The 14,667-nt window shown below is 63.6% G+C and carries 14 protein-coding genes; 4 read left to right on the forward strand and 10 right to left on the reverse strand.

Features of this window, described 5'->3' with window-relative positions:
- Window positions 1–5 precede the first annotated feature (5 nt).
- From P3G66_RS05855 to mqo, 5 genes are all read right to left on the reverse strand, one after another.
- A complete protein-coding gene (locus tag P3G66_RS05855; protein ID WP_064444481.1) occupies window positions 6–1,382 on the reverse strand; it encodes a cobyrinate a,c-diamide synthase in 1,377 nt (458 codons plus the stop codon).
- On the reverse strand, window positions 1,376–1,990 hold the full coding sequence (gene cobO / locus P3G66_RS05860) for a cob(I)yrinic acid a,c-diamide adenosyltransferase (protein WP_003942784.1): 615 nt from the start codon (window positions 1,988–1,990) through the stop codon (window positions 1,376–1,378). The genes P3G66_RS05855 and cobO overlap by 7 nt, the downstream gene beginning before the upstream one ends.
- 21 nt (window positions 1,991–2,011) lie before the next feature.
- Window positions 2,012–3,973, reverse strand: coding sequence for a magnesium chelatase subunit D family protein (locus tag P3G66_RS05865; protein WP_064444666.1), 1,962 nt, complete (start codon window positions 3,971–3,973; stop codon window positions 2,012–2,014).
- Window positions 3,974–4,197: 224 nt separating this feature from the next.
- Complete coding sequence (locus tag P3G66_RS05870; protein WP_064444665.1) at window positions 4,198–4,674, reverse strand: GNAT family N-acetyltransferase; 477 nt, start codon at window positions 4,672–4,674, stop codon at window positions 4,198–4,200.
- Between the two features lie 11 nt (window positions 4,675–4,685).
- Window positions 4,686–6,224 carry a malate dehydrogenase (quinone) gene (gene mqo / locus P3G66_RS05875; protein WP_003942820.1) on the reverse strand — a complete coding sequence of 513 codons (1,539 nt, stop codon included), beginning with the start codon at window positions 6,222–6,224 and terminating at the stop codon, window positions 4,686–4,688.
- Between the two features lie 146 nt (window positions 6,225–6,370).
- On the opposite strand from mqo, the gene P3G66_RS05880 reads away from it, so the two are divergent.
- Window positions 6,371–7,420, forward strand: a complete 1,050-nt coding sequence (locus P3G66_RS05880) for an alpha/beta hydrolase (RefSeq protein WP_030535628.1) — start codon at window positions 6,371–6,373, stop codon at window positions 7,418–7,420.
- On the forward strand, window positions 7,417–8,793 hold the full coding sequence (gene mtr / locus P3G66_RS05885) for a mycothione reductase (RefSeq protein ID WP_054828013.1): 1,377 nt from the start codon (window positions 7,417–7,419) through the stop codon (window positions 8,791–8,793). The genes P3G66_RS05880 and mtr overlap by 4 nt, the downstream gene beginning before the upstream one ends.
- 77 nt (window positions 8,794–8,870) lie before the next feature.
- Here mtr and P3G66_RS05890 read toward each other — a convergent pair whose 3' ends face one another.
- Entirely contained in the window at window positions 8,871–9,416 is a 546-nt protein-coding gene (locus tag P3G66_RS05890) for a hypothetical protein (protein ID WP_003942671.1), read from the reverse strand.
- A gap of 209 nt (window positions 9,417–9,625) precedes the next feature.
- Complete coding sequence (locus P3G66_RS05895; protein WP_073512279.1) at window positions 9,626–10,087, reverse strand: PPOX class F420-dependent oxidoreductase; 462 nt, start codon at window positions 10,085–10,087, stop codon at window positions 9,626–9,628.
- A 121-nt stretch (window positions 10,088–10,208) separates the two neighbouring features.
- Between P3G66_RS05895 and P3G66_RS05900 the strand changes: the two genes are divergently transcribed.
- Together P3G66_RS05900 and P3G66_RS05905 are read left to right on the forward strand one after the other, a co-directional pair.
- A complete protein-coding gene (locus tag P3G66_RS05900) occupies window positions 10,209–11,078 on the forward strand; it encodes a PhzF family phenazine biosynthesis protein (protein ID WP_232319098.1) in 870 nt (289 codons plus the stop codon).
- An 88-nt stretch (window positions 11,079–11,166) separates the two neighbouring features.
- Window positions 11,167–11,592 (forward strand): DUF6069 family protein, encoded by a 426-nt coding sequence (locus P3G66_RS05905; RefSeq protein WP_054188580.1) that lies wholly within the window; start codon window positions 11,167–11,169, stop codon window positions 11,590–11,592.
- On the opposite strand, the gene P3G66_RS05910 is transcribed toward P3G66_RS05905, so the two are convergent.
- From P3G66_RS05910 to P3G66_RS05920, 3 genes are all read right to left on the reverse strand, one after another.
- Window positions 11,589–12,422, reverse strand: a complete 834-nt coding sequence (locus P3G66_RS05910; protein WP_054188597.1) for a GAF and ANTAR domain-containing protein — start codon at window positions 12,420–12,422, stop codon at window positions 11,589–11,591. The two genes, P3G66_RS05905 and P3G66_RS05910, sit on opposite strands and share 4 nt — an antisense overlap.
- 76 nt (window positions 12,423–12,498) lie before the next feature.
- Window positions 12,499–13,068: a sigma-70 family RNA polymerase sigma factor gene (locus P3G66_RS05915; RefSeq protein WP_007734974.1), complete on the reverse strand. Its 570-nt coding sequence runs from the start codon at window positions 13,066–13,068 to the stop codon at window positions 12,499–12,501.
- 84 nt (window positions 13,069–13,152) lie between these two features.
- The gene (locus P3G66_RS05920; RefSeq protein ID WP_276116306.1) at window positions 13,153–14,664 is read right to left on the reverse strand and encodes a cobyric acid synthase; all 1,512 of its coding nucleotides are present in this window, start codon (window positions 14,662–14,664) and stop codon (window positions 13,153–13,155) included.
- Between the last annotated feature and the right edge of the window lie 3 nt (window positions 14,665–14,667).

The following is a 14,667-nucleotide window of genomic DNA, read 5'->3' on the forward strand; positions in this document are numbered from 1 at the left end:
AGAGGTCATCGCCGTGCGGCATCGACGAACTTCGCGATCGATTCGGGCTGCCCCACCGGATGAGTGTGCAGATACGACGCGTGGACGCCACCGCGAACAAACCCTTCGCGGACACTGCCGCCGTCCCAGGGCCGCCACCCCCACGCACTTCCGCAACCGTCCGCGTCTGCCGAGACGAGAGACGTTCGGTGGAACTCGTGACCGGTGACGCGGGAGCCTGCGTCGAAGAGGCTGGAGTCGCTGATCGCGACTGCTTCGCGATACCCGAGGGTCAGGCGTTTCCCGAACGTCGCATCCACTCCGACCACACCGGCCATGCTGTGACCGTCCAAGCTGCGAGCGAGGTAGAGCAGGCCCGCACACTCTGCATGAATCGGTGCACCGCCGTCCGCCAGATCGCGAACCTGCTGCAGCAGAACGGTATTGGCCGCAAGGTCTACCGCGTGTTCTTCCGGGAAGCCACCGGGAAGGACCAGAGCGGCAGTTCCCGCAGGAAGCTCGTCCCGCAACGGGTCGAACACCTGCACGTCCGCGCCGGCGGCAGTCAACAGCTCCCGGTGCTCGGCATAGCCGAAGGTGAAGGCCGGGCCACCCGCCATGGCAACCACAGGCCGAGACTCTGCGTGTGCGCCGACCTCGGCAACCGGATCCCATGCAGCTGCACTCACGTTCGAGGCGGCCAGTGCGCGAACAGCACCCAGATCGACGTGCGAGGCAATCAAGTCGGACATCGCGTCCACTGCGGCCACAGCGGCGGCGCCGTGCTCGGCCGCCGGAATCAGGCCGAGGTGCCGGGAGGGAACTTCGAGTTCCGTCAACCGTGGCACAACTCCGAGCACTGCGACGCCGACCTTGTCGCACGCATGACGCAACACCTGCTCGTGACGAGCGCTCCCGACGCGATTGAGAATGACGCCGCCGATGCGCACACCTGCGTCGTAGGTCGCGAAGCCGTGGAGTACGGCGGCCAGACTCTGACTGTGCCCACGGGCGTCGATCACGAGGACTACCGGCGAACCGAGGATCGACGCGACCTGCGCCGTCGATCCCTCCGCCGACGGCTGCGAGTTTGCCTCGTCGATCTTCCCGTCGAACAGACCCATGACGCCTTCGACCACGGCGATGTCGCAACCAGCGGTTCCATGCCGGTAGAGCGGTCCGATGCGATCCGGGCCCACCAGAACAGTGTCGAGGTTGCGTCCGGGCCGCCCTGCCGCGAGTCCGTGATAACCCGGGTCGATGTAGTCCGGCCCCACCTTGAAGGGCGCAACGCTGCTACCGGACCGTCGCAGCGCGCCGATCAATCCCGTTGCCACCGTAGTCTTTCCGCTACCCGAGGCAGGAGCGGCGATCACCACGGCCGGAGTGGAAGGACTTACCATTCGATGCCCCGTTGGCCCTTTCGGCCGGCATCCATCGGGTGCTTGATCTTGGTCATCTCGGTCACGAGGTCGGCGGCGTCGATCAACGCCTGCGGGGCGTCGCGTCCCGTGATGACAACGTGCTGGTTGCCCGGACGATCACGCAGTGTCTGCACGACCTCGTCGACGTCGACCCAGCCCCACTTGAGCGGATAGGTGAACTCGTCGAGGACATAGAATCGATGTTCCTCGCTCGCAAGCCTTCTCGCGATCTCCTGCCAACCCTCCGCAGCGGCAGCAGCATGATCTTCCTCGCTACCGGCCTTGCGTGTCCATGACCAACCTTCGCCCATCTTGTGCCACTGCACCGGCCCACCGACGCCGGTTTCGTCGTGCAGGTTTCCGAGCGCGCGGAACGCGGCTTCCTCTCCGACCTTCCACTTGGCACTCTTCACGAACTGGAACACGCCGATGTCGAACCCCTGATTCCAGGCACGCAGCGCCATGCCGAAAGCGGCGGTGGACTTACCCTTTCCCGGGCCGGTGTGCACGGCAAGTACCGGCGCGTTACGACGCTGACGCGTGGTCAGACCGTCGTCGGGAACTGTCTCGGGAACACCCTTGGGCATCGTGAACTCCTGAACTGGGATCTAGGCTGCGGCGCGGACGACACCCGCGACCTGCTGCGCTGACAATTCGGCGAGGCGGACGTATCCGCCACGTAGTTCTCGCGCCAACTCCGCCGCCAGCCCCAGACGCACGAGGCCGGTCTCGCAGTCGACGACGATGGACGCGACGGACGCGTCGGCGAGAAGATGCGCGGCGACGCGGGCGCGGTGCAGCGCGTCCTTGCCGCCGGTTGCCCGGCCGTCGGTGAGTGTGACGACGAGGGCGCGACGCTGCGGGTCACGAAGTCGTTCACGCAGAACCACTTCGCGAGCACGCAGGAATCCCTCTGCGAGTGGGGATTTGCCGCCGGTACGCATCGACTGCAAGCGACGGACAGCGATGTCCACCGAAGATGTCGGCGGCAGTACGAGCTCCGCTTCACGACCACGGACAGTGATGACGGCGACCTTGTCGCGGCGCTGATAGGCGTCGCGGAGCAACGAGACAACCGCACCGGTGACCGCGGAGAGGCGGTCGCGTGCTGCCATCGACCCCGACGCGTCGACAACGAAAACGATCAGATTGCCTTCTCGCCCTTCACGTATCGCGCCGCGGAGGTCAGCCGGTGCCAGCCGCAACCGTCCAGCAGTGCGACCACGGGCAACTTGAGACTCGGCTGCGGCAAAGACCGTGCTCGTCAGATGCAATCCGTGCCCACGCTCCCGCGTGGACCGCACAACTCGTCCACGGGACGACATGGACCGCGAGCGTCGTCCCGGTGCACCTTCACCGACTCCCGGAACTTCGAGGAGCTTGGCCTTGAATTCGCCGGCCGGTGGAGCCGAGGGACGATCGGTGGCGCGCACTCCCCCACCAGGTCCGTCAGGGTCGTCCGGGCCGTCGTCGTCAGGCCCGTCGTCGTCCGGCCCTTCGTCTCCGGGACCGCCGTCATCGGAGCCGCCATCTTCCGGGCCACGGTCTTCGGGATTCTCGGGAGGTTCGGGCTCTCCGTCGCGCGCGTCGTCCTCTACCTGCGACTGAGCATCCTGATCGGCCTGCTCGAGCGCATCGTCCAACTGCTGCTGATCCAAGCCGGGCTCGTCGAACGGATCGCGGCGGCGGCGATGCGGCAGCGTCAGTTCCGCCGCTACTCGTACGTCCTCCGCAGTGACTTCACTGTCGCCGCGCCAGGCAGCGTGGGCCGTCGCGGTGCGCGCCAGCACCAAGTCCGCGCGCATACCGTCGACGTCGAACGACGCACACAGCGAGGCGATACGACGCAGTTCGCGGTTGCTCAGCTCGACCGAGTCCAATTTCTCACGCGCCGTGAGGATTTCGGACGCCAACTCCTCATCGGCGGATACGTACCGAGCGACAAATGCATCGGGGTCACGCTCGTAGTCGAGTCGGCGACGCACCACTTCCATGCGAATGTCGACGTCGCGGGAAGCGGCGACGTCGACAGCCAGACCGAAACGGTCCAGAAGTTGCGGACGCAGTTCTCCCTCTTCGGGATTCATCGTGCCGACGAGTACGAACTTGGCCGGATGCGAATGGGAGATGCCGTCACGCTCGATGTGAACCCGGCCCATCGCCGCGGCGTCGAGAAGCACGTCGACCAGGTGGTCGTGAAGCAGATTCACCTCGTCGACGTACAGAACACCCTGGTGAGCAGCGGCGAGCAGTCCAGGTTGGAATGCGCGCTCACCGTCACGCAGAACCTTCTCCAGGTCGATCGAACCGATCACCCGGTCTTCGGTGGCGCCCACGGGCAGTTCGACCAAGCGGGCCGGTCGTCTCGTTCCGGCGTCGTCGACCGCGGGCAGCAGCGCAGTCAGCGCGCGCACGACCGTCGACTTGGCAGTTCCCTTCTCACCGCGGACCAGGACCCCACCGATCCCTGGATGCACCGCACACAGGATCAGCGCCAATCGCAATTGATCCTGGCCGACCACAGCACTGAACGGGAAGCCCGCCACTGGTCGATCTTCTTCACTTCGCACGTCGATATCCCTCCACCTCTCGGTTTCCTCGCCGAGAATTTGGCTGCACTCGAATGTCGCGGCAACCTGGCTGAGATCTCCCGGTTTATCGGTAGAGGAGAGATCTTTCACAGTGGCGGGACCGCGCCTGGATCGAACAGGACTTCCCCGCGAACATTCGGTATCGAAAAAACCCTAGTCGGCTCGCTTTCCCACGAGCCGACCAGGGTCAATTCTCCGACAAACTAGCTGACGGCCACGAAAGGCTCTCCCCCACCACGACGCATCGGGGTGTGCGGGATGCCGTCTTCGATGAACTCTTCGCCGTCAGCCTTGAATCCGTGCTTGGCGTACATCTCGACCAAGTAGGTCTGGGCGTTGATCCGACACGGCGCTTCGCCGACCTCGGCCAGTGAGGCCTGCAGGAGGCGGGTCGTGTGGCCCTGGCCGCGAGCCTGACGCGACGTGCACAGGCGTCCGATTCGGAAGCTCTTGTTTCCGTCGTCGTGCTCTTCGAGCAGCCGGAGCGTGCACACCACCTGGCCGTCCTGCTCGAGCCAGAAGTGGCGTGTTTCCGTCAGCAGGTCCCGCCCGTCCAACTCGGGATACGGGCAAGCCTGCTCGACGACAAAGACCTCCACTCGAAGCTTCAACAACTCGTAGAACGTCTTGTTGTCGAGATCGAGTGCCCATGAACGCTTCAAAGCTGCTGTTGCCGTCATGGGTTGGACTATCACACAGTCGCGGCGGTATCCGCGACCGGAGCCGATTCGGAAGCACCGGCGGAATCGAGCTCGAGAACCTTCGAGGACCAATCCCAGACCTGGTTGAACAGGCCTTCGTTGTCGGTGAGCTTGACGCCGATGGACGGAACCATCTCGCGGAGCTTGCCCTTCCAACCCTGGAACTCGGTCGGGAAGCAGCGCTCGAGTACGTCCAGCATCGCCGGGACGGCCGTGGACGCACCGGGCGAAGCACCGAGCAGGCCGGCGATGGAACCGTCCTCAGCGGCGACCACAGCGGTACCGAATTCGAGGACACCACCCTTGCCCTTGGCACGGCGGATCACCTGGACGCGCTGGCCCGCGGTGATGAGTTCCCAGTCCTGGGCCTGCGCCTTGGGCGCGAACTCACGCAGATCCCAGATGCGACCGGCTTCGTTCTTGGCAAGCTCGCTGACCAGGTACTTGACCAGGCCGAGCTCGCTGACACCGACACCGAGCATCGAGAGGATGTTGTTCGGCTTGACCGAGCCGGGCAGGTCCGTGACGCGACCCTGCTTGAGGAACTTCGGCGACCAACCAGCGTAGGGACCGAACAGCAGACCCGGCTTGTTGCCGATGACACGGGTGTCCAGGTGAGGCACCGACATGGGCGGGGCGCCAACGGCAGCCTTGCCGTAGACCTTGGCGCTGTGCTGGTCGATGAGTTCGGGGTTGGTGCATCGCAGGAAGGCACCGCTGACCGGGAAGCCACCGAAGCCCTTGGCTTCCTTGATGCCCGACTTCTGCAGCAGGTGCAGGGCGCCGCCACCGGCACCGACGAACACGAAGCGCGAGCGAACGGTGCGCTTTTCACCGGTGCGACGGTTGGTGACCTTGACGGTCCAGGACTTGTCCGAGTTCTGGGTCAGGTTGGTGACCTCGTGGCCGAAGTACATCTTGCCGCCGGTCTTGCCGATGTAGCCGATGAGCTGCTTGGTGAGCGCTCCGAAATCGACGTCGGTGCCGTCCTGGCTCCAGTTCAGGGCGATGGGATCGGAGAAGTCGCGTCCCTTGGCCATGAGCGGCAAACGCTTGCTGAACTCGGCCGGATCGTCGATGTACTCCATACCGCGGAAGAGCGTGTGGCCGGCAAGTGCGTCGTAACGAGCACGGAGGTACTTGGCGTTGGCCTCACCGTGAACGAAGCTCACGTGCGCGATGGGGTTGATGAATTCCTTGGGCTGTGTCAGGACGCCCTGCTCTACCGCGTGTGCCCAGAACTGGCGTGACACCTGGAACTGCTCGTTGACGTTGACGGCCTTCTTGATGTCGACCGTGCCGTCCGAGTTCTCAGGTGTGTAATTGAGCTCACACAGGGCTGAGTGGCCGGTTCCCGCGTTGTTCCAGGGGTCGCTGCTCTCGGCTGCGACGGCATCGAGCCGCTCGAAGGTCGAGATCGACCAGTCGGGCTGCAGCTGGCGCAGCAATGCACCCAGCGTGGCGCTCATGATGCCTGCGCCCACGAGCACTACATCCGTCTTCGTCTCTACCGCGTTCTGATTCGACACTGGAGAATCGACTTCCTTGTCATTAGCCGTGCGCGCATCCGCCTGCTGTGTTACGCCGAATAGGTTACCCGTGCGTACACGCGCGGTTCACCACCCCCAATTGTGCTCTACAACGCGCACTCGAAACGACGATTAGATTGTGATTTGTGACTACTTGGGTTCCAGACGTCCTCGGTGACGGATATCAGCAGCTGACGATCCCGCTCGGAACGGATCCGGACGGCGAAGGCGAGGTGGACGCAACACTGGTCCGCTACCAACCGCAGAAGGAGGCGGTGAAGACACACCGTGCCGTTTTGTACGTGCACGGCTTCACCGATTACTTCTTCCAGAAGCACCTCGCCGAGCACTTTGCCGAGCAGGGTTACGCCTTCTTCGCACTCGACCTGCGTAAGTGCGGCCGCTCCCTCAAACCGGGGCACACAGCTCATTACGTCTCCGACCTTGCGCTCTACGACGCCGAACTGAACGAAGCGCTGCGCATCGTCCGCAGCGAGACCGAGGGCAGCGAGGTGCTGCTCATGGCGCACTCCACCGGCGGTCTGATCGTTCCGCTCTGGCTGAACCGTTTGCAGCGCAAGCCCGGTGGCAGCGACGGCGCCGGAATCTGCGGGCTGGTACTCAACAGCCCCTGGTTCGACCTTCAGGGTCCCTCAGTGGTGCGCAACGTCGGTACTACGGCGATCGATGCGCTCGGACGGGTATCGGCGAAGACGGTGATCCCGGGAACTGGATTACCGACTTACGGTTCCAGTCTTCATGTTTCGGCCAACGGCGTCTGGGATTACAACCTCGACTGGAAGCCACTGGCCGGCTGCCCCGTTACCTTCGGCTGGATGCGGGCCGTCCGAGCGGGTCACGCAAAACTTCACCGCGGCCTCGACATCGGAGTGCCCGCGCTGATTCTGCGCTCGAAGAAGTCACAGTTCGCGAAGGCGTACAACCCGAGCGTCGACCTCGCCGATTCCGTGCTCGACGTCAAGCAGATCGCACGTTGGGCCGGTTGCCTCGGCGATCGCACCACCATCGTCCCGATCGACGGCGCCCGTCACGACGTGTTCCTTTCGACCGAGAAGCCCTTGGCCACAGCCTTTTCCGAACTCGACCTGTGGTTGGAGTGGCTCGACGGCCACCTCACGCCGGCCGCAGAAAATTCGGCAAGCACAGCAAGCAACACACAGGAGATCGCGCAGTGACGCACTACGACCTTGCAATCATCGGCAGCGGATCCGGAAACTCGCTGCCAGACGAGCGGTTCGACGGCAAGAAGATCGCAATCCTCGAAGAGGGCACCTTCGGCGGAACGTGCCTCAATGTCGGGTGTATCCCGACCAAGATGTTCGTCTACGCCGCCGAGGTGGCACGCACCGTCACCACTGCCGAGAAGTACGGCGTCGACGCCACGCTCGACGGCGTTCGTTGGTCCGACATCGTCAAGCGTGTCTTCGGCCGCATCGATCCCATTTCTGCAGGTGGTGAGCGGTACCGCAGCGAAGACAGTCCCAACACCACCGTCTACCGCGGCCACGCCACGTTCACCGGCGACAAGACGATCGACACCGGAACCGGCGAGACGATCACCGCTGACCAGGTGGTCATCGCAGCCGGTTCGCGTCCGATCATCCCGGACGAGATCGCGTCGAGTGGTGTGAAGTACTACACCAACGAAGACATCATGCGACTGCCCGAACTTCCCGAGCACCTCGTGATCGTCGGCTCCGGATTCATCGCCACCGAGTTCGCACACGTGTTCTCCGCGTTGGGTTCTCGCGTGTCGATCATCGGTCGCAGCCAGCGACTGCTGCGGCACCTCGACGACGAGATCTCCGAGCGCTTCACCGAGTTGGCCGAACAGAAGTGGGACGTCCATCTGGGCTCCCCCCTCACGTCGGTAGGCGGCGACGGCGACAACATCGCCGTCGAACTGGCAAACGGCACAGTCGTTTCCGGTGACGTTCTCCTCGTCGCGGTCGGTCGTCAGCCGAACGGTGACCTACTCGGTCTCGACAAGGCCGGCGTCGAACTCGACGACAAGGGCTCGATCGTGGTCGACGAATACCAACGCACCACCGCCGAGGGCGTCTTCGCACTCGGTGACGTCTCCTCGCCGTACCAGCTCAAGCACGTCGCCAACCATGAAGCGCGCGTTGTTCAACACAACCTGCTCCAGGACGCGTGGAAGGACACGTCCGGGCTTCGCAGCACCGATCACCGCTTCGTGCCGGCAGCCGTATTCACCGACCCGCAGATCGCCGACGTCGGAATGACGGAGAAGCAGGCTCGCGACGCCGGACTCGACATCACCGTCAAGGTGCAGGCTTACGGCGACGTCGCTTACGGCTGGGCGATGGAGGATCAGGAGGGCATCTGCAAGGTGATCGCCGAGCGCGGCACCGGACGCATCCTCGGCGCCCACGTCATGGGTACGCAGGCTCCGACCGTCATCCAGCCGCTCATTCAGGCGATGAGCTTCGGTTTGTCAGCTCAGGACATGGCGCGCGGCCAGTACTGGATCCACCCGGCCCTGGCCGAAGTGGTCGAGAACGCGCTGCTCGGCCTCGACATCTGAGCCCCGCAGCCCTTATGACGCCGAAAAAGCGGGCACTCCTCGCAATGGGAGCGCCCGCCTTTTCGTAGGTCAGAGTTTCACCAGGGGCTGGTACGCAGCACGATCTCGGTTGCGAGTTCGGCCGGTGCCGACTTGACGACGTCGTCGACACCCGGAAGTTCCGTCACGCGGAAGTCGGAGTACACGAAACGACCGCTGGCGTCGGCGATGGCCCGACCTCCACTGCCTACGACTACGGTGGTCGGAACCTCGACCGGCGGTACGCCGGCAATATCGCTGGCCGACGGATGTCCACGGTCCACGGCGATCAAACTCGCGAAGCGGCCGAACTGACGTGCAGCCAACAGCCACGCGAGATCGGCGCCCTCCCGGTGACCGACCAGGTTCACCCAGGCGATGTTCAACTCGTCCAGAAGTACCACTGCCGAGGTCTCGTCGAGATTCTCGATCGATTCCACCGCGACGGTCCGCAGATCCGAATGGTGCAGTCGCTCGCACACATCGTCGTACAAGTCGACGGGGTCGCCCTTGCCGGGAAGCAGGAGTACCGCATGCTTGCTGACCGGCCCGTCGATCCGAACGGTGCACGAACCACTGCCCACCGCTACTCGAGTCAATTCCATGTCTGGAAACGGTACGCGATCCACACAGTGGAGGACCCTGGAGTCGACAGAAGTATGACCACTCATACATTCACGCGCCGCTACGAGCCCGAATTGTTCGCTCTGTACCGCCTCCACTCGGAGCGAAAGTGGCTTTCGGCGCATCTGAGGCGACGGGCGTACCGTTCGCTCGAAAGTGGGGGTGGGCCGAACTCCAGTGGGGCGCGGGTCTAGGTACCGGACGGTTTGGGGAGCCTCGTCATTCCGTAGACGTGATCAGCGCGCACCGTGAGGATCTGTCGACGCTCTGCCACCATCGCTTCGCGGTACTCCTCCCAATCGGGATGCTCCTGGCCGCTGATGTCCCGGTACAGCTCGACCAGGGCGTCCGACACTTCGTCGTGAGGATCGGCCGCTGCGGGTGTCACCACAGCAAGTCCTTCGATCACGGCGTAGCTCCAGAAGTCGGGCGCGCTGACGTGGAGGGAAACCCGCGGATCACGGATCGCATTTTTACTCTTGGCGCGATCGGCTGTGATGGACACGGAAGCCGTCTTCGACTCGTCATCCCAGCGGTAAATGATGTTGGACAACTGTGGGCGGCCGTCACGCTTGACGGTTGCCAACACACCTTGTTTTCCCTCGGCCACGAGTGCGAACAACGCGTCGTCGGTGTCTGTGTCATTGCTCATGTCTGCACCAACGACGCCGTGCGGCCGGTTTGTTCCGGAGGCAGTCCAGTTCGAAGATCGCGGACCGCAATCGCGCAATGTCTCTTCCCCCGATGGACGACAGCGGACAAAGATGGTCGACATGGCAACTTCTCGCGACATCCTCCGGCTGACTGCGTTCAGTTCGGATCCGGCCGGCGGTAATCCGGCCGGCGTAGTGCTCGACGCGCGCGGACTCGACGACTCCGAATTACAATCTGTTGCAGCCGAAATCGGGTATGCCGAGACGGCGTTCCTCATCGAACCGGTGCTCGGAGGCAACCCGCGCCACAGCCGGATCCGGTACTTCTCCCCTATCGCCGAAGTACCGTTCTGCGGTCATGCCACTATTGCGACGGCCATCGCTCTCACCGAGCGAGACGGTGAGGGAACCTTCACATTCGAAACACCGATCGGACCGGTATCCATCGACACGGCGACCGACGAGGACGGAAGGTCCACCGCGACCTTCACCAGCGTCGAACCGTCGGTCTCGCCGATCGATCACGCCGTGCTGACAGCGCTGCTCGGGCTCATCGGCGTCGATTCGTCTGCGCTCGACGCGCGGTATCCCGCAATGCTTTCGTACGCCGGCAACACTCACCCGATCGTCGTACTTCGTGATCAGTCGACATTCGACGAGTTCACCTTCGATCCATCCGCAATGCGAATTCTGATGGACGCGCAGGGGTGGGCCGGCACGGTGACGATCCTGCATCCCCTCGACGACAACACCTTCGAAGCCCGAAATCTGTTTCCGGTGGGAAACATCGTCGAGGATCCCGCAACCGGGTCCGCAGCGGCATCGACCGGCGGTTACCTGCGCAAACTCGAACCCGCGGCCACTCCGCGGCGGATCACCATCCACCAGGGCCGACACGTCGGGCGTCCCAGTGTGCTCGAAGTCGACATCCCAGTCGACGGCGGTATCTCGGTCACCGGCACCGCAGTGCCCGTCGTCGACGGGCAATAGTCAACCTCAGCGATGAGTTTCTCCCCGCCGGCGGGTCTATTCACCAGAGCGACGTCACAAGACCATCGCATCGAGCCGGGAGAACACCATGTCTGCAATCACGTCAACCGCACACAACCTCCACCTCACCAAGCCACGTGCCGTACTCGGCGCCACGGTAATTGCTCTCGTCGTCAATCTGATCCTGTGGTTGATCGGCCTCGCATTGGGCGGATCCTTCGAGATGACAGATCAGGGAAAGCCGGCGAGCGTCGCGCCTGGTGGGGTCATCACATTGACGGTGGTGCCACTGCTGGTCGGTTTGTCGCTCGCAATGTTGATCTCACTGAAGTGGGAGCCGATCATCCGCATCGCCCAGATCGTGGGTGCAGTCGTGGCGCTCGGCACCATCGCTTTGACCATTGCCGCGGACTTCGACGCCGCCAGCACGGTCACGCTCGCGCTGATGCACGTGGTTGTCGCCGCGAGCGTGGTCGTCGCGCTCGAGGCCGTACGTCGGTCTCCGTCGAACTAGACCGCGGTGGGCGGCGCGGAATACGTCTCGACGATCTCGGCTGCCACGTCACGCAACTTGGTGTTCGTGGTCTGAGACTGCCTGCGCAGCATGTGAAATGCGGTGTCGGCATCGATCCGATGGATGGCCATCAGCATGCCTTTGGCCTGTTCGATCGGCGCCCGAGTCTCGAGCGCGCGTTGCAAGGCGTCAGCTACCGCCTTGGCAGATTTGAAACGGGAGAAGTCTCCGATCGCGCGTGAGACTGTTGTCGTGAGAATCTCCATGACTTCCGCATCGACGCTGTCGAAGGCCGCTGGGGCACGTCCGTACAGGTTGAACGAACCGAGTCGCTGATCCGGCGTGAAGAGCGGCGCCGCGAGAAAGGACTTGATCCCTTCGTCCTTCGCGGCAGCCGCGAACCGCGGCCAGCGTTCTGCGCTGGTCTCGGCATCAACGACTACGGTTTCACCGGTTCGAGCCGCGTGCAGACATGGTCCGTCGCCGGCGTCGTATTGCTCGATGTCGACGCGCAGGGTCCGCGAATCGGTATGAACGGCGGTGTAGGTCTGCCCGGCAAGATCGATGGTGACGCCGATGCTGTCGGCGCCGTCGATGGCGTCGTTCGCGATTTCGACGGCGCGCTGGAGCAGAACCACGAGTTCGTCCTCGTCGCCGATACTTCCCCCGAGCGCTGCCAGCAACTCTCTGACTGCACGTGCCGTCAGCCGAGTTTCCGCAGCCTCGACGGCGACGTCAGCACCCGTTGCCGTCGCATCGTCCGGCAGTACCGACGGCACCGAATCCTCGGTTCTCGGGTCGAAGCCTCTGGGGTCGAAAGCGGTATCCACGACGAAGCATTCTTCCAGCTTCACGAGCACCAAGGAGAGTGAGTTCGGTGACAGAACCCGGCAAACCGCCGAGTCGTCATCGCCATCGATCGAGTGCGACACCGAGATTCCGCCTCGCCCGAGTGTGCTGGCCACGAACCGCGTCCGGACTCAGTTCCAGGACAACAGCGATCTGTGGATACGTCATGCCCTCCACTTCTCGCAAGACCCAGGCAGCACGCTGACGCAGTGGCAGGCGATCGAGTTCGGATTCCAGGGCGTCGAGAAATGCTGTGCCGCAGACTTCTTCGCTCGGATCACGCAAACGGGGATCAGCTTCTTCCCGGAGTTCGTCCATATCGGCGGCGCAGGAGCCGACTTTTCGATAGAAATCCGAGATCTTGCGAGAACAGATCGCGAACAACCAGGTCTTGGTGCTCGAGCGCCGCTGAAACCCCGGAAGTTGGCGCCACGCAGCGACGCAGGTTTCCTGGACGATGTCGTCGACGTCACTCTCGCTCGCGAGCAGTCGACGGGCAAATCGATACAAGTGCGGGCCGTATCGGCGGACGATGACGTCGAAGGCCGCGTGATCGCCGAGCATTGCCGAGTCGACCAGCACCTCGTCACTGAAGTCGGTCAGCAAGCCGTCGAATTGATCTGTCACCGCGCACACTCCTACTAGGGAGCCGTCGCGGGAGTGAGGCCTGGCTATTCTACCGCGTCCACGTCGACACCCGCAGGAGCGCTCTCAGGCTTCGAGTGCGGAAGCAATGACGGGGAGCCCGATAGGCGCCCCACCGTTGATCAGTTTCTCGAGTAGATCCTGATCGAGGTGCTGCTCGACGAGATCAGCGAGAAGGTCGAGTTGTTGTTCTCGCACCGCGGCAACCGCGGTGTCGGGTGCAGCAACAAAACCGGGAACCGCGAGCTCACGCAGCAGGCTGCGCCGAAAGTCGTCACTTTCCAGGAGACCGTGCCAGTGTGTCCCTCGAACAGGCCCTCGCACACTGCCTTCCGGCATACCGCTCGAGTCCGCCAGCAATGGGTGGTCCCCGTTGCGCACGACGCGTCCGTGATGAATCTCGTACCCGGACACCGAGATACCGTCTGCCGTACCGGTCATCTGCGCCAGCACCTTGTCCGGAGCGAACTCGACATCGAGGTCCAGCAGACCCAGTCCCGCGGTGGTCCCTGATCCTGATTCGACGTCGTCGACGATGGAATTACCCAGCATCTGGTAACCGCCGCAGATTCCCAGGACTGCTTGCCCGCGACCTGCTCGCGCGACGATCTCGTCGGCCAGGCCGGTACTTCGCAACCACTCGAGGTCACTCACGGTGGACTTACTACCGGGGATCACCACGAGGTCCGCGTCGCGAATTCGCGACGGATCGGTCACCCACGAAACTGCCACGCCCGGTTCACATGCCAGTGCCTCGACGTCCGTGGAGTTGGAGATGCGCGGGAGCCGAACCGCAGCAACGGTGAGCCAGGCCGAACCGACGGGTGGGCCCGGGCGCCCTACCGGGGCATTGCCGGTGACGCCAAGCGAATCCTCGGCGTCGAGCCAAAGATCGTCGGCAAACGGGATCACTCCGAGAGTGGGTCGACCGGTGAGGGCGCGCAGTTGTTCCAGTCCGGGTTCCAACAGTGCAACGTCACCGCGGAATTTGTTGATCACAAATCCCGCGATCAATGCCTGGTCGCTCGGCGAGAGCACAGCAACGGTCCCGAACAGATGGGCCAGGACGCCGCCGCGATCGATGTCACCGACGACGACGACCGGAATCCGCGCAGCCTCAGCCAATCCCATGTTGGCAAGATCCGTTGCGCGCAAGTTGATTTCGGCCGGTGAACCGGCGCCTTCACAGATCACGACGTCGAACTCGGATCGAAGCGATTCGAGATCTTCGGCCACGACGGCGCGAAGCCACTGCCGATGCTGCATGTAGTCGCGAGCACCCACTGTGGTCATCGCCTTGCCCCGAACGACCAGTTGCGAAGTGCGGTCACTTCCAGGCTTGAGCAGCACGGGATTGAATCGAACACTCGGCTCCAGACCGCATGCCCGCGCCTGAAGTGCCTGCGCACGGCCGATCTCTCCGCCGTCCAGCGTGACCACGGAGTTGTTCGACATGTTCTGCGCCTTGAACGGCGCCACTCGGACGCCTCGACGCGCCAACATGCGACACAATCCGGCCACCAGAACGCTCTTGCCTGCGTCGGACGTTGTGCCGGCTACCAGCAGAGCGCCGCGCATCTC

This window comes from Rhodococcus sp. C3V, from assembly GCF_029269915.1.
Taxonomy (GTDB): Bacteria; Actinomycetota; Actinomycetes; order Mycobacteriales; family Mycobacteriaceae; genus Rhodococcus_F; species Rhodococcus_F qingshengii.